Genomic DNA, 21,155 nt, shown 5'->3' with positions numbered 1-21,155 from the left:
TCGTGAAGAATCCGGACGCGATGGCGGGCAATGGGCAATGGGCAACGGGCGACGGGCCCCGGCTCCGGGGGAGTTGCGGCCGGATCACGCGCCACCCTTGGCAGGGCCAGTGCAATGTGAAATATTACTGATGTGCTCTCGGGAAGAATCTCGGATGTCTCGGATGTCATCGTCGTCGGAGCGGGCGTGGTCGGCGCGGCCTGCGCCTACTACGCGGCCCGCGCCGGGCTCTCCGTCACCGTGCTCGACCGCGGCTCGGTCGCGGGCGGCACGACGGGTGCCGGCGAGGGCAATCTCCTGGTCTCCGACAAGGAACCCGGTCCCGAACTCGCTCTCGCGCTGCTGTCCACCCGGTTGTGGCGGGAGCTGGCGGAACTTCTCCCGCCGCAGATCGAGTACGAGGCCAAGGGCGGCCTGGTGGTCGCCTCCGATGAGGCCGGAATGGGCGCCCTGCGCGACTTCGCGGCCGGACAGGACAAGGCCGGAGTGAGGGCGGAGGAGATCCCCGCGGACCGGCTGCCGGAGCTGGAACCGCATCTGACTCCCGGTCTGGCAGGGGGGTTTCACTATCCGCAGGATGCCCAGGTGATGCCGGCCCTGGCCGCCGCGCATCTGCTGCGCGCGGGCGGTGACCGGGTGCGCGTGCGGCTCGGCGAGGAGGTCACCGGCCTGCTGACCACACCGGACGGAGCGGTGCGGGGGGTGCGGACGACGGCCGGCGAGGTGTCGGCCCCGTACGTGGTCAACGCGGCCGGTACCTGGGGCGGTGTGTTCGCCCGGCTCGCGGGCGTCGGGCTGCCGGTGCTGCCGCGCCGCGGTTTCGTCCTCGTCACGGAGCCGCTGCCGCGGGTGGTACGGCGCAAGGTGTACGCGGCCGACTACGTTGCCGACGTCGCCAGCGGCTCGGCGGCGCTGCAGACCTCGGCGGTGGTCGAGGGGACCGCGGCCGGACCCGTCCTGATCGGGGCCAGCCGGGAACGGGTCGGCTTCGACCGGACGGTGTCGACCGAGGTGCTGCACCGTCTGGCGGCCCAGGCCACCGCACTGTTCCCGGCCCTCGCCGGGGTCCGCGCGCTGCGGACGTACGTGGGGTTCCGGCCCTACCTGCCCGACCACCTGCCGGCCATCGGCCCCGATCCGCGGGTGCCCGGTCTGCTGCACGCCTGCGGTCACGAGGGCGCGGGGATCGGTCTCGCCCCGGCCACCGGGCTCCTGATCGCGCAGGCCCTGAGCGGTGAGCAACCACCCCTGGAAGCAAGCCCGTTCAGCCCCGCCCGCTTCGCATCCGCCGACTGACCCGTCCGTGACGAGAGGAGGCCAGCAGTGGCCCGTACGCCCGCTGAACTGGCAGGGGCGAACTCCGGCGCACCGTTCGAGATCACGATGGACGGCCGTCCGGTCCCCGCCCTGCCCGGCCAGTCCGTCGCCGCGGCCCTGTGGTCCGCCGGCATCCTCGCCTGGCGGACGACCCGCACCACCGGTCGCCCGCGCGGCGCCTTCTGCGGCATCGGACAGTGCTACGACTGCCTGGCCACCATCAATGGGGAGCCCAACCGCCGGGCCTGTCTGGTGCCCGCCCGCCCCGGTGACGCGATCACCACCCAGGAGGGACACGGCCATGCCCGTATCGGCGTCTGACCCGTACGACCTCGCGGTGATCGGCGCGGGCTCCGCCGGTCTCGCCGGCGCCGTCACGGCAGCCGGACTCGGCCTGTCCGTGGCCCTGTTGGACGCCGCGCCGCAGACCGGCGGACAGTTCTACCGGCATCCCGCGCGGGCCATCGGCGCGGCCCGGCCCGAGGCGCTGCACCACGACTGGGCGGCCTTCGCCGCACTGCGCCGACGCCTGGAGCGAAGCGATGTCCGTCATCTGCCGGGGCACCATGTCTGGGCCGTCACCCAGGAGGACGGTGAGCAGTGGGCGGTGCACGCCGTCACCGGGGCCGACGGCACCGCCGAGCGGTCGGTGCGGGTGCGGGCCCGTACGGTGCTGCTCGCGACCGGCGCCTATGAACGTCAACTCCCCTTTCCCGGCTGGACGGTGCCGGGAGTTGTGGGAGCCGGGGGAGCGCAGGCCATGCTCAAATCCGGGCTGGTGCTGCCCGGCAAGCGGATCGTCGTGGCGGGCAGTGGCCCCCTGCTGCTCGCGGTCGCCTCGTCGCTGGCCGTCGCCGGTGCGCGGGTCCCCGCCGTGATCGAGGCGTCCGGTTATCTGGGATACGCGCGCCATCCCCGTGCGCTCGCGGCCCATCCGCACAAGCTCGTCGAGGCGGCGGTCCACGGGGCCGCGCTGCTGCGGCACCGGGTCCGGCTGTGTACCCGCAGCGCGGTCACCGAGGTGCACGGCACCGAACGGGTGGCGGCCGTCACCGTCACCCGGCTCGACCGCGACTGGCGGCCCGTACGGGGGACGGGCCGTCGGATCGACTGCGACGCGCTCGCGGTGGGACACGGCCTGGTCCCGCAGATCGAACTGGCCACCGCACTCGGCTGCGCCACCCGCCGCACCACCGATGGGACCCTGGCCCTGACCCTGGACGCCCTTCAGGAGACCTCGGTACGCGGTCTGTGGGCGGCGGGGGAGACCGGGGGAGTAGGGGGCACCCAACTCGCCCTCGCCGAAGGAGAATTGGCCGGACTCGCGGCAGCCGCCAGGCTCCACGGGCATCCCGTCCACGAAGGGCGCCTGCGGGCGCTGCGGCGTCGGCGGGACCGGATGCGCGCCTTCGCCGAGGCGATGGCCGTCAGCCATGCACCGGCGGCGGGCTGGACCGACTGGCTGACCGACGACACGGAGGTCTGCCGCTGCGAGGAAGTGACTGCCGGAACGATTCGCGCGGCCGTCAGCGGCCTCGGCGCCCATGACGCACGCACCGTCAAACTCCTCACCCGGGCCGGTATGGGTTGGTGTCAGGGCCGGATGTGCGGTACGGCCACCGCCTGCCTCGCGGCGGGCGAAGGAGCCGCGGAACCACCCGCCGCGCACCGCCCGGTCGAACCACCCGCCGAACGCCGCCCGCTCGCGGTACCCGTTCCGCTCTCGGCGCTCGCCGCCTCACCCGACGAGCCCGCCGGAGGCCGGCCGGACACCGCCCCGGCCGACGGCGACTGATCCACCGGCCCCGCCCCTTGCGGGGGCCGCTGCACACCAGCCAACAAAAAAGCCCACAACGAGAGCCGTACACCTGTCACACGCGAGAGAAAGGTTCACCAGCATGACCGCCTCCGCCACCGCCATCACCTGGAACAGCAGCCGCCCCTGGCGCGGAATCATGGTCGCCACGGCGCTGCCCCTGCGCGACGATCTGTCCGTCGATTACGACGCCTACGCCCGGCACGTCCGCTGGCTGATCGAGCAGGGCTGCGACGGCGTCGTACCGAACGGCTCGCTCGGCGAGTACCAGACCCTCACCGACGAGGAGCGGGCCCGCGTGGTGCGGACCGCGGTCGAAGCGGCGGGTGACGGGGCGCGGGTGATGCCCGGTGTGGCCGCGTACGGCAGCGCCGAGTCCCGCCGCTGGGCGGAGCAGGCGGGCGAGGCGGGCTGCGGCTCGGTCCTCCTGCTGCCCCCGAACGCCTACCGCGCCGACGAACCGGCCGTCCGCGCCCATTACGCCGAGGCCGCCAAGGCGGGCGTACCGGTCGTCGCGTACAACAACCCCCTCGACACCAAGGTGGATCTGACACCCGGGCTGCTGGCCCGGCTCCACCAGGACGGCAGCATCGTCGCGGTCAAGGAGTTCTCCGGCGATGTGCGGCGCGCCTACGAGATCGCCGAACTCGCCCCGGAACTGGACCTGTTGATCGGCGCGGACGATGTCCTGCTCGAACTCGCCGTGGCCGGTGCGGTCGGCTGGATCGCCGGCTACCCCAACGCCTTCCCCGCCACCTGCGCCACGCTGTACCACGCCGCCGTCGCCGGTGACCTGGACACCGCCCTGCCGCTCTACAAGTCCCTGCACGCGCTGCTGCGCTGGGATTCGAAGACCGAGTTCGTCCAGTGCATCAAGCTGTCCATGGACCTCGTCGGCCGTCGCGGCGGCCCCGCCCGCCCGCCGCGCTCCCCGCTCACGGGGGAGACCGAGGCCGAAGTACGGGCCGCCACCGAGAAGGCCGTGGCCGCCGGACACCACTGACCGCATCACTTGACCGGATCACTTCACCGCACCAGCTGACCGCATCAGTCGACCGCATCAGCTGACCGCTTCCGTGCCGCTTCGAAAGGACTCATCGTGCGTACGCGTCATGTCTTCCACGCCGTCGATTCGCACACCGAGGGCATGCCCACGCGCGTGATCACCGGTGGTGTCGGTGTGCTCCCCGGCGCCACCATGGCCGAGCGCAGGCTCCACTTCATCGAGCACCTCGACCATCTCAGAACGCTCCTGATGTACGAGCCGCGCGGGCACTCCGCCATGAGCGGCGCCATCCTCCAGCCGCCCACCCGCGCCGACGCCGACTACGGCGTGCTCTATATCGAGGTCTCCGGCCTGCTGCCGATGTGCGGGCACGGCACCATCGGCGTCGCCACCGTCCTCGTCGAGTCGGGCATGGTGCCGGTGACCGAGCCGGTCACCCCGGTGCGGCTCGACACCCCGGCCGGTCTGGTCGCCGTCGATGTCCAGGTGGCGGACGGGGTGGCGAAGTCGGTCACCCTCACCAATGTGCCCGCCTTCTGCGCCGGGTTGGACCGCACCGTGGAGGTCCCGGGATACGGGACGGTGACCTATGACCTCGCCTTCGGCGGCAACTTCTACGCCTTCGTCGAACTCGACGCGCTGGGGCTGCCGTTCGACCGTGCCCGCAAGGACGACCTGCTGGCCGCCGGGCTGGCCGTCATGGCGGCAATCAACGCCTCACCGGACCGGCCGGTCCACCCCGAGCAGCCGGAGATCGCCGGGGTCAAGCATGTCTACCTGGCCGCTCCCGGCTCGGACGCCCACCACTCACGGCATGCGATGGCGATCCATCCCGGCTGGTTCGACCGCTCACCCTGCGGCACCGGCACCTCGGCGCGGATGGCGCAGCTGCACGCCCGCGGTGAACTGCCCCTGGACCGCGACTTCGTCAACGAGTCCTTCATCGGCACCCGCTTCACCGGCCGGCTGATCGCCGAGACCGAGGTCGGCGGACGGCCCGCCGTCGTCCCGACCGTCACCGGCCGCGCCTGGATCACTGGCACCGCCCAGTACTTCCTCGACCCGGACGACCCGTTTCCCGGGGGCTTCCTCCTGTGACCACCGGCCGTCCCCCGGCTGACTCTCCCCCCTCTGGACCACTGACAAAATGTGAAATTGTATGCTGGTGATTCCGCTCCGGCATGAAGGGATCACCACCGTTATGGGGCACCTGAAGCACCGCGATCTCAATGCCACCCGGGAGCGGTTGCGCGACCAGGTCGCCCACGCCCTGCGCGCCGCCCTGATCTCCGGTGAGCTGCGGCCGGGGGAGGTGTACTCGGCGCCGGTGCTGGCCGAGGACTTCGGGATCTCGGCCACGCCCGTGCGCGAGGCGATGCTCGATCTGGCGCGCGAGGGCCTGGTCGAGCCCGTCCGCAACAAGGGCTTCCGGGTCACCGAAGTCAATGAACGCGATCTCGACCAGTACACCGAAATCCGCGCGCTCATCGAGATCCCCATGGTCGGCCGGATCACCCGCACCGCCGCCCGCGCGGAGCTGGAAGCGCTGCGGCCGGTCGCCGAGGAGATCGTACGAGCCGCCCGCGACCACGACCTCATCGGCTACCTGGAGGCCGACCGGCAGTTCCACCTCGAACTGCTCGGCCTCAGCGGCAATGACCGCCTCGTCGAGACCGTCGGCGATCTGCGCAAACGCTCGCGGCTGTACGGGCTCACCGCCCTGGACGAGCAGGGCGAGCTGATCCCGTCGGCCGAGGAGCACCACGAACTCCTCGATCTGATGCTGGCGGGCGACGCGAAGGCAGCCGAGAAGTGCATGGCCAAGCACCTGGGCCATGTCCGCTCACTCTGGGCCAGGAGCGGGACCGCGGCGACCTCATCACCTGCCCGGTGAACGCTTCCGTGATCCTGCGCGCGCCCGCAACACCGGCCCTGCCCGCGCTCGTTCTCCGCCCCTGGTGCCTGGAGGACGTGGACGCACTGGTGGCGGCGTACCGGGATCCCATGCTGGGACGCTGGGCCAGGTCACGGCCGGAAAACGAGGCGCAAGGGGTGCAGTGGATACAGGACCAGCAGCGAGGCTGGTCCGTGGGAGACCGATTCGGCTTCGCCGTCCTGGAAGAGTCTCCCGATGAGGCTGCCCCACGGTTGGTGGGCAATGTGATCCTCAAGGACGTCGCTCCCGGCAAACCGACTGCCGAAGCCGGCTACTGGACAGCAGGACACGCACGTGGACGGGGCGTCGCCGCACGCGCTCTGGAAGCGCTGACCACCTGGGCCTTCGAGACCTTCCACGCCGAGGGGCTGGAAGCCATCGAGCTTCTGCACCAGGTGGACAACCTCGCCTCGTGCCGTGTCGCGGAGAAGTGCGGCTACACGTTCGCACGGACTCTGCCGGCGGCGCCGCCGCGATACCCCCTTGAGAGCCATCTGCACCTGCGGCACGGCGCGCTCAGGAGCTTCAAGAGCCCTCAGGGCTGAGGAGGAGCTTGCCCGTGGAGCGGCGCTGCTGGAGATCGCGGTGGGCGTGGGCCGCCTCCTCCAGCGGGTAGGTCCCGCCGACGGAGGCGTCGATCTCACCGTCGCGCAGCCAGCCGTCGAGCCCACGGACAGGCAGCGTGAACTCGCCGGTTTCGCCTCCCGCCACGGTCTGCACTACGTCCCGCCGAGCAGCCCGGCGGAGGCGGACCTGGCGCCGGTCGGCGCGGGTCAGCCCGTCGCTCTGCGCGGACTCGGGCTGAATTTCTACGACTACATGGCCTTGCTCACCGAGGGCAGGGGCGGGCGTTTCGTCCCCGGTTCCGACGGCCGGCTGACCTATCTGCCGAGCGGCAACGAATTGGTGGTGCACGCCGGTTCGGGGCGCGGTGTGCCATATCGCGCGCGGGCGGAGATCCGTCAGGAGATCGTGCCCCGTTACCGGGCGACGTTCCTGTCCGCCGACGAGATCGCCCGGCTGAGGAGCCCGGCGGGCACCGGTCGCACCGACTTCCTGCGCGACCTGTTCCCCCTCGTGGCGAAGGAGGTCGCCTGGAACTACTACAAGGTGCTGTTGCAGACCGACGACCCGACCGGGCACGCCCGGCTGCTGGCCGAGTATCCGCGGCACGCCTGGGGATCCCCCGGCATGGAGGCGCTCCTGAGCGACCTGGTGCCCGATCCGGAACTGCGCTGGAACTGGGAGGCACTCGACCGGCCGGCGGACCGCAGGGAGTTCACCGACTCCGCCGATTACCGCGCGTGGATCCTCGGCGTCCTCGATGAGGATCTGCGGCACTCGGATCTGGGCCCGGCCGTCAGCGCCGTCAAGGCTGCCGCCGCGGTCATGCGTGACCTGCGCGACGAGGTGCGGCAGGTCATCTCCCACCGGGGCCTGAGCGGTGCTTCCTACCGGGACCACATCGACCACTGGTTCAGCGGCTTGAACAACTACGCCGCCAGCGGGCCGCCGGCCACGCGCGTCCGGGAGCTCCGCGCCCTGGTCGAGGCGGGCGTCGTCCAGCTGCTCGGCCCGCGCATGAGGATGACGGCGGACGAGGAGTCCGGCGCCTTCCTCGTCGGCTCGCCCCAGGTGCCGGGCCCGCCGCTTCGTGTGACGGCACTCGTCGAGGCTCACCTGCCGACGACCGACGTGCGCCGGGCCACCGACCCGCTGCTGGCGTCGCTCCGTTCCGCGGGCGGATGCCGCGCCCACTTCATCCCCGACGCGGCAGGCCCCGGCTACGAGACGGGCGGCCTGGACGTCACGGATGTGACCTTCCAGCTCATCGACGCCCGGGGCGTCCCCCACCCGGCCCGATTCTCCTACGGTCCTCCGGTGGAGTCGGTCCAGTGGGTCACCGCGATCGGCGCCCGCCCGCACGTCAACTCCCGCACCCTGCTCCAGGGCGACTCCATCGCCCGGTCCTGCCTCAAGCAGGGCATGAGCCGCCTCGCCGGGACCGCGGTCCCGGCCGGACGGGACGCGGAGCTGACGGCGCCCGTACGCTGAGGAGGCCGCCGGTCACCGCTCCTCCGCGACCTCGGTCTCCCGGAGTGGCCGGGGACGGACAGGGGACTTGAAGTTGTCGCTGCGGCAGCTTCTACCGTCCTGAACAGGGCCGGAGAGACCGGCCCGGCGAAGTGTTCGTGCGGAGGCGACGATGGCCTGGCCGATTGCGGAGGTCGCGCGGATGTCGGGTGTGACGGCCCGGACGCTGCGGCATTACGACGAGATCGGCCTGCTGCCGCCGGCCAGGATCGGCACCAACGGTCACCGCTACTACGAGGAGCGCGAGCTGCTGCGCCTGCAGCAGATCCTCGTCCTGCGGGCGCTGGGCCTGGGGCTGACCGAGATCGGTCGGGTGCTGGCGGCGCAGATCGACGAGCTGGAGGCCCTGCGCGGCCACCATCGCCGGCTCATCGCCGAGCGCGACCGGCTGGACGTCCTGGCCGGCACCGTCTCCCGCACGATCACCGAACTGGAGCAGTCCAGGAAGGACGGGAGCCCCATGACCAGTGTCAACCGGCCGGAAAACCTCTTCGAAGGGGTACAGCCCGCCCAGTACGAGGAGAGCCTGCGGGCTTTTCCGGAGCTGGCGGAGGAGATCGAGCGGCGCACTTCGGCGATGAGCGAGGCGGAGATCGAGGCCGGGCACCGTGAGCGCACGGCCCAGATGATCCGGCTGGCCGAGCTGATGGCCGCCGGCACGCCGGCCGACGCCGATCCGGTGCAGGCCGAGATCGATGCCCAGTACCGGGCGCTGGCCGAACTCCGGGCAGCCTCCGCCGAGGAGTATCGCGCGATCGGCCGTGCCTGCGTGGACAACGAGGCGTGGCGCGCGGCGTACGAGGCGATCGCGCCCGGCCTGGCCGCGTATCAGCGCGAGGCCATCGAGGCGTACGCCACGACGCGGCTGAGCTGAGGCGCCAACCGGGGCCGCCGCCACACCCATGGGTCCATGGCGGCGGCCCCGGGGCTCTTTCGCATGTGCGAGCTTGTGCGGGATTCAGGAAGTCGTCGCCGTCTGATGGTGCTCACCGGTCGGCGGCGTCAGGCGCGTTCCCGTTCATTCGTCTCCTCGATGGCTGCGGCGGCCCGGGTGCGACGGCGGCCGAGCAAGGCGCATCCCACAGTCACCAGGCCGATGGCTATGACCTTGGAGGCCCCGTAGTAGCCGGAAGCCGGCTCGTCTGGGGTGCCGGGCAGCCGGAGAAAGACCCATGCCGCCGCGAGGCCCCCGAAGACGATCAGTGCGACAGCCCCCCACGTCCCGAGGTCCGCCCACCACGGCCCCGGGGCGTAACCCCGCGCGTCGGTCTGCTCAACGTCCTTGTCGGCCATGGTCTGTTCTCCTGGGCACGTGGTGGCGGTCGCGGAAGAAGACGCGGGCCCGGCGCGGAAGGTTCACCGGGCCAAATGTTCCCTGCTGGAGCCGACCCAGATCGATACCTGGCGGCGGCGCGGTCTGGGCCGTATCAGCGAGGCGCTGGGCGCCTCCTACGTCGAACAGGACAGGGCCGCGCGGCTGTACCTCCCTCGCCGGCACCCTGGCACTGCAGAACGACGAGAAGTCGGGAGTCGCCCGCCAATTCCTGTCGTATCTCAAAAAGCTGCGTTCGACGGACCCGACGACCGCCAAGGCACTGCGGCTGCTGTCCAGTTATGACGGCGTCGCCGATAAGGAGAACGTGGGCCCCGTCGAACGCGGCGGCAGCTTCGCCAGCTCACCCGGCCGGTTCGCCCGCCTCGGCCTCGTCGCGCGCTGCCTTCAGATTGGCCTTCTTCACCTTGTTTCCGCAGGTGGCCATGGAGCACCAGCGCCGCCGCCGACCGCGGCTGGTGTCCACGAAGAGCCCCCCGCAGGTGCGTTGCTCGCAGCGCTTGATCACACCGTCAACGTGGCCGCCGAGGGTCGCGACGGCGTCCACGGCGACGACGGCGAGCGCGGCGCGCGCGGGATCGGCCTCCGGGAGATGCCACCTGGCCTGTCCGCCGGTGAGGACGAGCCGCGCCCGGTGACGCACGGTCCAGCGGTTGAGCAGCTCTTCGTCGGCCGGATCCGGCACGCCGCCGGAGGCGATGGCGGTGCCGGCCCGGTGGATGGCCTCGCGCAGTGCGCGCGCGTCCCGTAGAAGCGCGTCGGAGACCGGCATCTCGGCACCGCCCAGCCCCTCGGCACCCAGCTCATCGGCGGTCAGTCCATCAGTGGCCGGTCCATCAGCGGCCAGGCCATCAGCGATCAGTCCATCAGTGATCAGCCCGTTGGCGATCAGCCAGGCGCGCAGCTGTTGGGGGGTGGCGATCCGTTCCACGGGATCGGCACGCCGCTCCCCGAGCGTGGCGACGAAACGGAACGCGAGGATCTCGTTGCCGAGCCGGAATCCCTCCGCGCTGCGCCGCCCGGAGGCCGGGAGGGGAGTGCTTCCGACAGCAGATGAACCGGTCATGGTGGTTCAGCGTAGCCGCTCAGCTCCCGGAAGCCAACGCTTGACGCTTGCAATGCGAACCCTTTTAACTGGTTCATGTGAACCAGTTAAAAGGGTTCCCTCTGATCGGACTGCCGACGCTCCGGACAGGGCGACTGCCCACCCCTCCCCCCCACGCAAGGAGATCGCCCATGACCACGACGACCAACCGGCCCATCCGGCCCACCCGGCCCATCCGGCCCATCCGGCCCATCCGGCCACTCACCGGTTTCGGCACCACGACCGGCGTGCCCTGCCTCCCCGACGGCTTCACCGACACCTTCGACAGCACCCTCGTCCGCGTAGGCGAGGTGGCGCTGCACACCGTCCAGGGCGGTGCCGGGCAGCCCGTCCTCCTCGTCGGCGGCTGGCCGCAGAACTGGTACGCGTGGCGCTTGGTCATGCCGCGCCTGGCGGAACACTTCCGCGTCATCGCGGTCGACCCCCGCGGCGTCGGACCGTCCGACAAGCCCCACGGGGGATACGACACCGGCACCGTGGCGGCCGAACTCGTCGCCCTCATGCGGGTGTTGGGCCACGAACGCTTCGCCATGGCCGGACACGACGTCGGCATGTGGATCGGCTATGCCCTCGCCGCCGACCACCGCGATGCGCTCACACACCTCGCCCTGCTCGACGCCACGCTCCCCGGACTCGCGCCCGACATCCCCCTCTTCGGCCCCGAGGCACAGAACGACCTGCTCTGGCACTTCGCCTTCAACCGCAAGCGCTCCGTCAACGAACAGCTCGTCCGCGGCCGGGAGGACATCTACTACGGCGACCAGTTCCGCCAGAAAGCCGCCCGCGCCCTGCCGGACTCAGCGGTCGGCTTCTACGTCGAAAGCCTCGCCCGCGACCCCGAAGCACTGCGCGCCAGCTTCGACTACTACCGGGCCACCGACGACAACATCGCCCAGAACCACCAGCGCAAGCGCCACCCGCTCACCCTGCCCGTGCTCAGCGTCGCCGGGGCCCAAGGACAAGGCGAACGCCTCGCCGCCCTCCTCGGCCCCGTGACCGAGCGGCTCGACAGCGCCGTCCTCCCCGACTGCGGCCACTACGTCCCCGAAGAGCAGCCCGACGCCCTCCTCGACCACCTCCTCCCGTTCCTCCAGCACTGATCCCGCCGGGCCCACTCCACCTCCCGATCGGGCAGGTCACTCGACTGGCCGCCGAAGCCGCCCGCCCGAGTCACCCACCGGGCGCCGCGCGCCCCGGCGAGCGACGCTGCTCTGTGGAGGTGGGTCATGGAACAGGTGACAGCGGACGTCTGCGTCGTGGGCGCCGGATTCGCCGGACTGGCGGCCGCGCGGCAACTGGCCGGGGCCGGGCGTGACGTCGTGGTGCTGGAGGCCAGGGACCGCGTGGGCGGGCGGGTCTGGAACCGGGAACTGCCCGACGGCACCGTGGTCTCCGCGGGCGGCACCTGGCTGGGCAAGGGCCAGGAACGGATGTTCCAGCTCTGCCGCGAGCTGGGACTTGAGGTCTACCCGCAGTACGACGAGGGCGATCACCTCCTGTGCCTCGACGGCCGCAACCGCCGCCACCGCGGCATTCCCAAGACCGGCCCGGCGGCACTCGCCACACTCGGGATGGCGTTCCTGCGCCTGAACCTGATGACACGGCGGCTTCCGCTGGACGCCCCCTGGGACGCCCGGCACGCACGGGCCTGGGACGCCCGCACGCTCGCACAGTGGCTCTCCCATCCGCTCAATGTGCCCTCGGCCACCGCCCACACCCTCCTCAAGTCGACGATGAATCTGCTGTTCTGCGCCGACCCGGCCGAGGTGTCCCTGCTGGGCGCACTTGTCCTGGCACGCGGCGGCGGGGGCGCCGGCTTCGGCTACTACACCGACTCCCGGAAGACGGAATCCCACCTGGTGGACGGCGGAGCCCCCGAACTGGCCCGGCGGATGGCCGCGCGCCTGGGCGCGGCGGTGCACCTGTCCAGCCCGGTCCGGCGGATCGTCCAGAACGCGTCCGACGTAGAGGTCACCTCGGACGCGTTCGCCGTACGGGCACGACGCGTCATCGTCGCCACGCCGCCCGTGCTCGCCGGCCGCATCTTCTTCGACCCGCCGTTGCCCGCCGCCCACAGCCACCTGCGGCAACGCCTGGTGCCCGGCGCGATCATCCGGGTGCACACGCAGTACTCCGAGCCGTTCTGGCGGGGCCAGCAGCTGTCCGGCCAGACGCTCGCGCCCCAGTCACCCGTCCCGATCACCATCGATCAGACTCCCCGCTCGGGAGAGCCGGGTGTGCTGAGCAGCTACGCGTTCGGGGACGGGGCCGTACGGATCGGCCGCCTGGACCCCACGGAGCGGAAAGCGGTCTGGCTGGACGCGCTCGCCGAGCGATTCGGCCCGGAGGCCCGCCGTCCCACCGCGTACCTGGAGACCGACTGGTCCGAACAGCCATGGTCACTGGGCGGGATGGTCGCCCATTTCCCGCCGGGCACACTCACCAACTACGGCAGCGCACTGCGCGAGCCCGTGGGCCGCATCCACTGGGCGAACACGGAATCGGCGACCCTGATGCACGGCCTGATGGAGGGCGCGGTGCGCTCCGGCGAACGAGCCGCCCGCGAGGTCCTCGCCGTGAACTGACCGCGCGCACGAAGAGAACACCGATGCAGATGAAGCCGACGCAGAGACAGCCGACGCAGAGAATGCTGACGCGGAGCAAGGAAGCGCTTTATCGCAATGCGAGGAACACCCCACAGCCACACCGCAGTTGCCCTACCGTCGACTTCGTACGAGGGTGGGCCCGGTGGGAGAGCATCCTCCGGACGTGGCGTACGCCCGGACGGCGGATGACCAGATCGCGCCGTCGGCTCACGTAGCTGTCGGCTGGAGGAGTCATTCATGGCGGAGACGACCGTAACCATCGCTTCGCCGGGCGGTGTGCGGGTGCGCCCGGCCTCGCGCATTGCTCAGGAAGCGAAGGGCTACGCCTCGGACATCCTGTTCCAGGTCGATGGCAAGGAAGCCAGCGCGAAGAGCCTGTTCAGCCTGCAGACGCTGGAGATGAGCCACGGCAAGGAGATCCTCATCGTGGCCACGGGGGACGATGAGCAGACGGCCGTCGAGGCCATGGCGAAGCTCGTCGAGTCGGTGGTCCTGTAGGCCGTCGGCCCCTGAACAAGCGCCAAGGTGCCTGGGCAGACCACAAAACTGCTGGCTGCCCGGCACCCCTCGGACCTACCATCCTTGGCCATGATCACTCGCAGGGAAGACGGCTACGAGGTCGCCACCGACCCGGACCGCCTCGACATCGACCTGGTGCACCACTGGCTCTCGACCGACGCGTTCTGGGCACTGGGCCGCAGCCGCGAAACGGTCCAGCAGTCCATCCGCGGATCTCTCAATTTCGGTCTCTACGATGACCGCGGTGCCCAGGTCGCTTACGCACGTGTCGTCACCGACCTGGCGACCTTCGCCTGGCTCTGCGATGTCTACGTCGCCCCCACGCACCGCGGCAAGGGCCTCGGCACCTGGCTGGCCGCCGCTGTCCGCGACCACCTGGCCCCGTACAACCTCAAGCGGACGCTCCTGGCCACCCTCGATGCCCATGAGGTCTACGCCAAGGTCGGCTTCGTCACGGTCCCTGACCCCGAGCACTTGATGATCATGAAACCTGCGCACTGAGGCCACATGCCTGGGCCTCAGAAGCAGCGACGCCGTGTTTGCTCGCGGCGGACCGAGAGCCGCGGCCGCCCTCGTCGGTCCGTCAGCTGCCGACATAAGCCGCGAGGTGCTCCCCGGTGAGGGTGGAGCGGGCAGCGACGAGATCGGCGGGGCTGCCCTCGAAGACGATACGGCCGCCGTCGTGGCCGGCCCCGGGGCCGAGGTCGATGATCCAGTCGGCGTGCGCCATGACCGCCTGGTGGTGTTCGATGACGATGACCGACTTGCCGGAGTCGACGAGCCGGTCGAGCAGGCCGAGCAGCTGCTCGACATCGGCGAGATGGAGACCGGCGGTCGGCTCGTCGAGCACATAGACGCCGCCCTTCTCGGCCATGTGGGTGGCCAGCTTGAGCCGCTGCCGCTCGCCGCCGGACAGTGTGGTGAGGGGCTGGCCGAGGCTGAGGTAGCCGAGCCCGACATCGGCGAGCCGCTGCAGGATCCGGTGGGCCGCCGGTGTGCGCGCCTCGCCGTCGCCGAAGAACTCCTCGGCCTCGGCCACCGACATCGCCAGCACCTCACTGATGTCGCGGCCGCCGAGACGGTACTCCAGCACCGCGGCCTGATACCGCTTCCCCTCGCAGTCCTCACAGGTGGTGGCGACCCCGGCCATCATCGCCAGGTCGGTGTAGATGACGCCGGCGCCGTTGCAGGTGGGGCAGGCGCCCTCGGAGTTGGCACTGAACAGCCCCGGCTTCACACCGTTGACCTTCGCGAATGCCTTACGGACCGGTTCGAGCAGTCCGGTGTACGTCGCCGGGTTGCTCCGCCGCGAGCCGCGAATCGGCGTCTGGTCCACCGACACCACACCCGCCGACTCCGGGACGGAACCATGCAGCAGCGAACTCTTCCCGGAGCCCGCCACGCCGGTGACCACACAGAGCACCCCGAGCGGGACATCGACATCGATATTGCGCAGGTTGTGCGCCGTCGCGCCGCGAATCTCCAGCGTGCCGGTGGGCGTCCGCACGGCTTCCTTCAGGGCGGCCCGGTCGTCGAGATGCCGGCCGGTGATGGTGCCGCCGGCCCGTAGCTCCTCGACGGTGCCCTCAAAGCAGACGGTGCCGCCCGAAGTACCGGCGCCGGGGCCGAGGTCGACGACATGGTCGGCAATCGCGATCGTCTGCGGCTTGTGCTCGATGACGAGCACCGTGTTGCCCTTGTCCCGCAGCCGCAGCAGCAGGTCGTTCATCCGCTGGATGTCATGCGGGTGCAGGCCCGCGGTGGGCTCGTCGAAGACGTAGGTGGTGTCGGTGAGCGAGGAGCCCAGGTGGCGGATCATCTTGACGCGCTGCGCCTCACCGCCCGACAGCGTGCCCGCAGACCGGTCCAGCGACAGATAGCCCAGACCGATCTCGACGAACGACTCAAGGGTCTGCCGCAGCGCCGTGAGCAGCGGTGCCACTGACGGCTCGGCAAGCCCGCCGACCCATGTGGCCAGATCCCTGATCTCCATCGCGCAGGCGTCCGCGATGCTGATCCGCTTGATCTTCGACGACCTGGCCCCCTCGCTGAGCCGGGTGCCATCGCACTCGGGGCAGGTGGTGAAGGTGACCGCCCGCTCCACGAACGCCCGGATGTGCGGCTGCAACGCCGCCTTGTCCTTGGACAGCATCGACTTCTGGATCTTGGGGATCAACCCCTCATAGGTGAGGTTCACGCCCTCGACCTTCACCTTGGTCGGCTCCCGGTAGAGGAAGTCCTGCATCTCCTTCTTGGTGAACTCACGGATCGGCTTGTGCGGGTCGAGCAGCCCCGACTCGGCGTACACCCGCACCGTCCAGAAGCTGTCCGACTTCCAGCCGGGGATGGTGAACGCGCCCTCGGCGATCGACTTGGAGTCGTCGTAAAGCTGAGTGAGATCGATGTCGGAGACCGTGCCCCGCCCCTCGCAGTGCGCACACATACCACCGGTGCGCGAGAAGGTCGCTTTCACCGTCTTCTTGGCGCCGCGCTCGACCGTGATCGCACCGCTGGCCCGGACCGAGGGAACGTTGAAGGCGTAGGCGCTGGGCGGGCCGATGTGCGGCTTTCCGAGCCGACTGAAGAGGATGCGGAGCATGGCGTTGGCGTCGGTGGCGGTACCGACCGTGGAACGGGGGTCGGCACCCATCCGCTGCTGGTCGACGATGATCGCGGTCGTCAGCCCTTCCAGCACATCGACCTCGGGCCGTGCCAGCGTCGGCATAAAGCCCTGTACGAAGGCGCTGTAGGTCTCATTGATCAGCCGCTGCGACTCCGCGGCGATCGTGTTGAACACCAGCGAGCTCTTGCCCGAACCGGAGACGCCGGTGAACACCGTCAGCCGCCGCTTCGGAATCTCGATACTGACGTCCCTGAGGTTGTTCACCCGCGCACCGTGCACGCGGATCAGATCGTGCCGGTCGGCAACGTGGGCCGCGGGCGCCTGCGCCGGTGTGTCAGTCCTCGGGGCCATGCTCATCGTGTCTCCATCTGTGACGCGGGGCTGCGCTGGTGGTTCGTGCCGGTGGGGCTCGGTCTGCTCGGTCTGACCTGCGCGGCCTTGCAGAGTCGGTGGCCGGGGCGGAGGGCGCGGGAGCGGGACGGTCGGTGCCGCCCGCCCGCGCCCGTGCCGTAGGTCCGTGGATGTGGGTGTGGGTGTGGGTGTGGGGGTGGGGGTGGGGGTGGGGGTGGTGTCTGTGAGATTCAGGACCGACGCGGCGGCGTGGCCGACGTCTGCTCCTGAATACGGATGAGGTTGCCTGCGGGATCGCGGACGGCGCAGTCGCGGATGCCGTAGGGCTGCTGGGTGGGTTCCTGCACGATCTCGGTGTCGCCGGCTTGCAGTCGGGTGAAGGTGTCGTCGAGGTCCGGGGTGGCCAGGAGGATCGCGGCGTAGGTGCCCTTGGCCATCATCTCGGTGATGGTGCGGCGTTCGTCGTCGGTGATGCCGGGGTCGGCGGCCGGTGGTGCCAGAACGATGGAGGTGCCGGGCTGGCCGACGGGGCCGACGGTGAGCCAGCGCATCCCCTGGTATCCGACATCGTTGCGGACCTCGAAACCGAGGGTGTCGCGGTAGAAGGCGAGGGCGGCTTCGGGGTCGTTATGGGGCAGAAAGCTTGCGTGAATGGCGATGTCCATGGCAGTCACGCTAGAGGCGGGGCGGAGCCGGCGCTTCTCGATTCCTGACCGGTCTGGTGATCTGTTTCGCCACGCAGGACGGCATGCCCGCGGTCGCCTGTGCGGCCTGGCGCCGGTAGACACTGGGCGGCATACCGACCAGCTCGGTGAAGCGGCTGCTGAAGGTGCCCAGCGAAGAGCAGCCGACGGTGAAGCAGACCTCGGTGACGCTGAGGTCACCGCGCCGCAGCAGCGCCATCGCGCGTTCGATACGCCGTGTCATCAGGTAGCCGTACGGACTCTCACCGTAGGCACGCCGGAACTGGCGGCTGAGGTGCCCGGCTGACATGTTCACGCCGCGTGCGAGGGCCTCGACATCCAGCGGCTGCGCGTACTCGCGATCGATCCGGTCGCGGACGCGCCGCAGCAGCGCGAGATCGCGCAGATGGGGCGCCGGGGCGGCTTTGCTGCTCACCCACGAGATCGTGCCACGCCGCACCGCCATTGCCCAGTGCCGTCGGCGCCCCGGGGGCCGAGCGAGGGTCTGATGGGCGTGGGCGGGCCGGGGCGGTAGAGCTGTTGCGGTCCTTCGGAAGGGGGCGTCCAGGCCGGCCGGCACCACTCGGCCCACGTGGGCCGACCGGCCTGGACGCCGTCCGTCACCTTCAGACGAGGTCGAACCGGTCCAGGTTCATCACCTTGTGCCATGCCGCCACGAAGTCGCGCACGAATTTCTCCTTGGCGTCATCGCTGGCGTACACCTCGGCGAGGGCACGCAGTTCGGAGTTGGATCCGAAGACCAGGTCGGCGCGGGTACCGGTCCATTTGACCTCGCCGGTGGCGGCGTCGCGGCCTTCGAAGGTGTGGGCGTCCTCGGAGCTGGCCTGCCACGTCGTGTTGAGGTCGAGGAGGTTGACGAAGAAGGCGTTGGTGAGGGTTTCGGGGGTGCTGGTGAGGACCCCGAGCCGGGACTGCTGGTAGTTGGCGCCCAGGACGCGCAGCCCGCCGACGAGAACGGTCATCTCGGGCGCGCTGAGAGTCAGCAGATTGGCCTTGTCGAGCAGAAGATGTTCGGCGGGCAGCCGGTTGCCCTTGGCGACGTAGTTGCGGAATCCGTCGGCGGCCGGTTCGAGGGCGGTGAAGGATTCCACATCGGTCTCGTCCTGGGAGGCGTCGGTGCGGCCCGGGGTGAAGGGGACCTCGATGTCGATGCCCGCGTTGCTTGCGGCGTGTTCCACGGCGGTGCCGCCGGCGAGCACGATCAGGTCCGCGAGGGAGATCTGTGCGCCGCCGGAGTGCGAGGTGTTGAAGGCCTGCTGGATGTCTTCCAGGGTGCGCAGGACCGTCGCCAGCCGGTCGGGGTCGTTGGCCTCCCATCCGTTCTGCGGCTGAAGGCGGATACGTGCACCATTGGCGCCGCCGCGCTTGTCACTACCGCGGAAGGTCGAGGCCGAAGCCCAGGCGGTGGACACCAGCTCCGACACCGACAAGTCGGAGCTCAGGATCTTGCTCTTGAGCGCGGCGATGTCCTCGCTGCCGACCACGGGGTGGTCCACCGCGGGCAGCGGGTCCTGCCACAGCAGTGTCTCGGCGGGAACTTCGGGGCCGAGGTAGCGGACGGCCGGACCCATGTCGCGGTGGGTGAGCTTGTACCAGGCGCGGGCGAAGGCGTCGGCGAATGCGTCCGGGTCCGCCAGGAAGCGACGCGAGATCTGCTCGTACGCCGGGTCGGACCGCAGGGCGAGGTCGGTGGTCAGCATCGTGGGGGCGTGATGCCGGGCAGGGTCGTGGGCATCGGGGACGGTACCGGCCCCGGCGCCGTCCTTGGGCCGCCACTGATGCGCGCCGGCCGGGCTCTTGAACAGCTCCCATTCATAGCCGAAGAGAATCTCGAAGAAGCTGTTGTCCCAGGCCGTCGGGGTGTTCGTCCACGTACCCTCAAGACCGCTGGTGATCGCGTCACCGCCCTTGCCGGTCCCGTAGGTGTTCCGCCAGCCCAGACCCTGCTCCTCCAGCGCGGCGGCCTCGGGGTCGGGACCGACGTGGTCGGCGGGGCCCGCACCATGGGTCTTGCCGAAGGTGTGGCCGCCCGCGACCAGCGCGACCGTCTCCTCGTCGTTCATCGCCATCCGGCGGAACGTCTCACGGATGTCGCGGGCCGCGGCGAGCGGGTCGGGGGTGCCGTTCGGGCCCTCCGGGTTGACGTAGATCAGACCCATCTGGACGGCACCGAGAGGGTTCTCCAGCTGCCGGTCACCCGTGTAGCGCTGGTCATCGAGCCAGGTGGTCTCGGGGCCCCAGTAGACGTCCTCCTCCGGCTCCCAGACGTCCTCACGACCGCCACCGAAACCAAAGGTCTTGAAGCCCATCGTCTCAAGCGCCACATTGCCGGCCAGGACCAGCAGATCGGCCCACGACAGGCTCTGCCCGTACTTCTTCTTCACCGGCCACAGCAGACGCCGCGCCTTGTCGAGGTTGGCGTTGTCCGGCCAGCTGTTGAGCGGCGCGAACCGCTGCTGTCCGGCTCCGGCGCCGCCACGGCCGTCGCTGATGCGGTAGGTGCCCGCACTGTGCCAGGCCATCCGGATCATGAACGGCCCGTAGTGACCGAAGTCAGCCGGCCACCAGTCCTGGGAAGTGGTCAGCACCTCGGCGATGTCCCGCTTCACGGCCGGAAGATCGAGCCCCCGGAACGCCTCGGCATAGTCGAACTCCTCGCCGAGCGGGTTCGCCACGGCCGGGTTCTTGGCAAGAATCTTGAGGTTCAGCCGCTCCGGCCACCACTGCCGGTTGCCGCCACCCTGCGTCGGGTGGAGCGCACGCCCGTGCGCAACCGGACAGCCGCCGGCCTCCTCGGGCTTGGCGTCGGTGACGATGGCTTCGTGGTTCTCAGACATGGAAATCCTTCCGTACTGGGCGGATCACACTGCTCAGAAACTGCGGGCGGTCGAGGGCGGGGCAGGGGGCCTGCCGGGGCGGGGCCGTGGGCCCCGCTGAGGGCCGGTCTCGTCGGGGCAGGGGAGTCATGCACGGCCTACGCGGCTCGGCGGAACGAGGCACACCCACGGCGCGAGCCACACCCGGCATACACGACACACAGTGCATGGGCAGCCTGGCCACGGCACTAACCCTGACGGCCGTGCCCACGCCGAACACTCCTCGATATCCGGTCGGCAGCCCGCCAGGTGTCGACATGGCGCATCGCGGCGAGGCGCTCACGGCGGGGGCGGTGGCGGAGGCGGGCACGGGCGGGGGTCTCCAACAGAACCTGGTCCCGGCCCGACGGCGTGCCGCCGACGCCGACCTGCTCACTCTTCCGGCTGTCCGCGACCAGGGCACCGGATGAGGTGGTGAGCGGACCCGTTTCCTGAACCGTCACGGGCGTGTCCCTGCTGTTGTCCTGTCCCTTGGCTGCCGCCGGAGCCGATCTTACGATGGACCAAGTCCAAGTCAATACAACAGTCAGACCCGTACGGATTCATTCACCTCCAGTCATCCAACGAGGCACACCAAGACTGCCGCCATGAGCGCCCTGCCGGACCGCCTCCACACACGCGGCTGGCGGATAACCGCCCAGCGCCGGGCGATGATCTTGAGTCGCAGATCACGCTGGGACGGCATGCTGCCCTCCGTGCGAACCGCCAGCCAGCCGACGGCATCGTCATCACCGGCTTCCGGACCATGCTCGCCGCCGTAGGGGACGGGGCGATCGCCGGGCTCGGGCTCTACTACACCCATCGGAACCACCGGCCCCCTCGGGGGCGCGTCCCGATAGGGGCCTGCCGACCCATCAGGCGTTGTCACG

General features: G+C 70.3%; 21 protein-coding genes. 14 read left to right on the top strand and 7 right to left on the bottom strand.

The genetic code is table 11. The features are described from left to right. Positions 1-132: 132 nt before the first annotated feature. The 7 genes from STRTU_RS00765 to STRTU_RS00735 all read left to right on the top strand — a co-directional run bounded on the left by STRTU_RS00765 (position 133) and on the right by STRTU_RS00735 (position 6,620). Positions 133-1,296, top strand: a complete 1,164-nt coding sequence (locus STRTU_RS00765) for an NAD(P)/FAD-dependent oxidoreductase (protein ID WP_269777160.1) — start codon at positions 133-135, stop codon at positions 1,294-1,296. A gap of 27 nt (positions 1,297-1,323) precedes the next feature. After that, a complete protein-coding gene (locus STRTU_RS00760) occupies positions 1,324-1,638 on the top strand; it encodes a (2Fe-2S)-binding protein (protein WP_269777159.1) in 315 nt (104 codons plus the stop codon). Next, a complete protein-coding gene (locus STRTU_RS00755) occupies positions 1,619-3,112 on the top strand; it encodes an FAD/NAD(P)-dependent oxidoreductase (RefSeq protein ID WP_269777158.1) in 1,494 nt (497 codons plus the stop codon). Before STRTU_RS00760 ends, STRTU_RS00755 begins: the two co-directional genes overlap by 20 nt. Positions 3,113-3,215: 103 nt before the next feature. Beyond that, a complete protein-coding gene (locus STRTU_RS00750) occupies positions 3,216-4,136 on the top strand; it encodes a dihydrodipicolinate synthase family protein (RefSeq protein ID WP_269777157.1) in 921 nt (306 codons plus the stop codon). A 96-nt stretch (positions 4,137-4,232) separates the two neighbouring features. Continuing rightward, positions 4,233-5,237, top strand: coding sequence for a proline racemase family protein (locus STRTU_RS00745; RefSeq protein WP_269777156.1), 1,005 nt, complete (start codon positions 4,233-4,235; stop codon positions 5,235-5,237). A 103-nt stretch (positions 5,238-5,340) separates the two neighbouring features. Further along, complete coding sequence (locus tag STRTU_RS00740) at positions 5,341-6,033, top strand: GntR family transcriptional regulator (RefSeq protein ID WP_269777155.1); 693 nt, start codon at positions 5,341-5,343, stop codon at positions 6,031-6,033. Further along, the gene (locus STRTU_RS00735) at positions 6,030-6,620 is read left to right on the top strand and encodes a GNAT family N-acetyltransferase (protein ID WP_269777154.1); all 591 of its coding nucleotides are present in this window, start codon (positions 6,030-6,032) and stop codon (positions 6,618-6,620) included. Before STRTU_RS00740 ends, STRTU_RS00735 begins: the two co-directional genes overlap by 4 nt. Here the strand turns inward: STRTU_RS00735 and STRTU_RS36305 are convergent. Next, positions 6,601-6,786, bottom strand: a complete 186-nt coding sequence (locus STRTU_RS36305; protein WP_269777153.1) for a zinc-binding dehydrogenase — start codon at positions 6,784-6,786, stop codon at positions 6,601-6,603. The genes STRTU_RS00735 and STRTU_RS36305 overlap by 20 nt on opposite strands. Before the next feature lie 108 nt (positions 6,787-6,894). Here STRTU_RS36305 and STRTU_RS00725 point away from each other — a divergent pair, with 108 nt between their 5' ends. Continuing rightward, the gene (locus tag STRTU_RS00725; protein WP_269777152.1) at positions 6,895-8,130 is read left to right on the top strand and encodes a hypothetical protein; all 1,236 of its coding nucleotides are present in this window, start codon (positions 6,895-6,897) and stop codon (positions 8,128-8,130) included. Between the two features lie 151 nt (positions 8,131-8,281). Further along, complete coding sequence (locus tag STRTU_RS00720; RefSeq protein WP_269777151.1) at positions 8,282-9,043, top strand: MerR family transcriptional regulator; 762 nt, start codon at positions 8,282-8,284, stop codon at positions 9,041-9,043. A gap of 128 nt (positions 9,044-9,171) precedes the next feature. Here the strand turns inward: STRTU_RS00720 and STRTU_RS00715 are convergent, their stop codons facing one another. Beyond that, on the bottom strand, positions 9,172-9,462 hold the full coding sequence (locus STRTU_RS00715) for a hypothetical protein (protein WP_269777150.1): 291 nt from the start codon (positions 9,460-9,462) through the stop codon (positions 9,172-9,174). Positions 9,463-9,845: 383 nt separating this feature from the next. Further along, entirely contained in the window at positions 9,846-10,568 is a 723-nt protein-coding gene (locus STRTU_RS00710) for a CGNR zinc finger domain-containing protein (RefSeq protein WP_269777149.1), read from the bottom strand. Positions 10,569-10,738: 170 nt separating this feature from the next. Here STRTU_RS00710 and STRTU_RS00705 point away from each other — a divergent pair, with 170 nt between their 5' ends. The 4 genes from STRTU_RS00705 (at position 10,739) to STRTU_RS00690 (ending at position 14,233) form a co-directional block, all read left to right on the top strand. Continuing rightward, entirely contained in the window at positions 10,739-11,707 is a 969-nt protein-coding gene (locus STRTU_RS00705) for an alpha/beta fold hydrolase (protein ID WP_269777148.1), read from the top strand. Between the two features lie 126 nt (positions 11,708-11,833). Next, on the top strand, positions 11,834-13,192 hold the full coding sequence (locus tag STRTU_RS00700) for a flavin monoamine oxidase family protein (RefSeq protein WP_269777147.1): 1,359 nt from the start codon (positions 11,834-11,836) through the stop codon (positions 13,190-13,192). Between the two features lie 258 nt (positions 13,193-13,450). Continuing rightward, positions 13,451-13,711: an HPr family phosphocarrier protein gene (locus STRTU_RS00695; protein ID WP_269777146.1), complete on the top strand. Its 261-nt coding sequence runs from the start codon at positions 13,451-13,453 to the stop codon at positions 13,709-13,711. 90 nt (positions 13,712-13,801) lie between these two features. Continuing rightward, positions 13,802-14,233, top strand: coding sequence for a GNAT family N-acetyltransferase (locus STRTU_RS00690; RefSeq protein ID WP_269777145.1), 432 nt, complete (start codon positions 13,802-13,804; stop codon positions 14,231-14,233). Between the two features lie 82 nt (positions 14,234-14,315). On the opposite strand, the gene STRTU_RS00685 is transcribed toward STRTU_RS00690, so the two are convergent. The 4 genes from STRTU_RS00685 to katG form a co-directional block, all read right to left on the bottom strand. Beyond that, a complete protein-coding gene (locus STRTU_RS00685; protein ID WP_269777144.1) occupies positions 14,316-16,712 on the bottom strand; it encodes an excinuclease ABC subunit UvrA in 2,397 nt (798 codons plus the stop codon). A 224-nt stretch (positions 16,713-16,936) separates the two neighbouring features. Next, entirely contained in the window at positions 16,937-17,371 is a 435-nt protein-coding gene (locus tag STRTU_RS00680; RefSeq protein WP_269777143.1) for a VOC family protein, read from the bottom strand. A gap of 10 nt (positions 17,372-17,381) precedes the next feature. Continuing rightward, positions 17,382-17,855, bottom strand: a complete 474-nt coding sequence (locus tag STRTU_RS00675) for a helix-turn-helix transcriptional regulator (protein ID WP_389853075.1) — start codon at positions 17,853-17,855, stop codon at positions 17,382-17,384. A gap of 160 nt (positions 17,856-18,015) precedes the next feature. Continuing rightward, on the bottom strand, positions 18,016-20,247 hold the full coding sequence (gene katG, locus STRTU_RS00670) for a catalase/peroxidase HPI (RefSeq protein WP_269777141.1): 2,232 nt from the start codon (positions 20,245-20,247) through the stop codon (positions 18,016-18,018). 296 nt (positions 20,248-20,543) lie between these two features. Here katG and STRTU_RS00665 point away from each other — a divergent pair, with 296 nt between their 5' ends. Then, entirely contained in the window at positions 20,544-20,696 is a 153-nt protein-coding gene (locus STRTU_RS00665) for a hypothetical protein (protein WP_269777471.1), read from the top strand. Positions 20,697-21,155 lie beyond the last annotated feature (459 nt).

The organism is Streptomyces tubercidicus, assembly GCF_027497495.1.
GTDB lineage: Bacteria > Actinomycetota > Actinomycetes > Streptomycetales > Streptomycetaceae > Streptomyces > Streptomyces tubercidicus.
The sequence above is the reverse complement of the archived record's forward strand: the minus strand, read 5'-3'. Positions and strand labels throughout refer to the sequence as shown.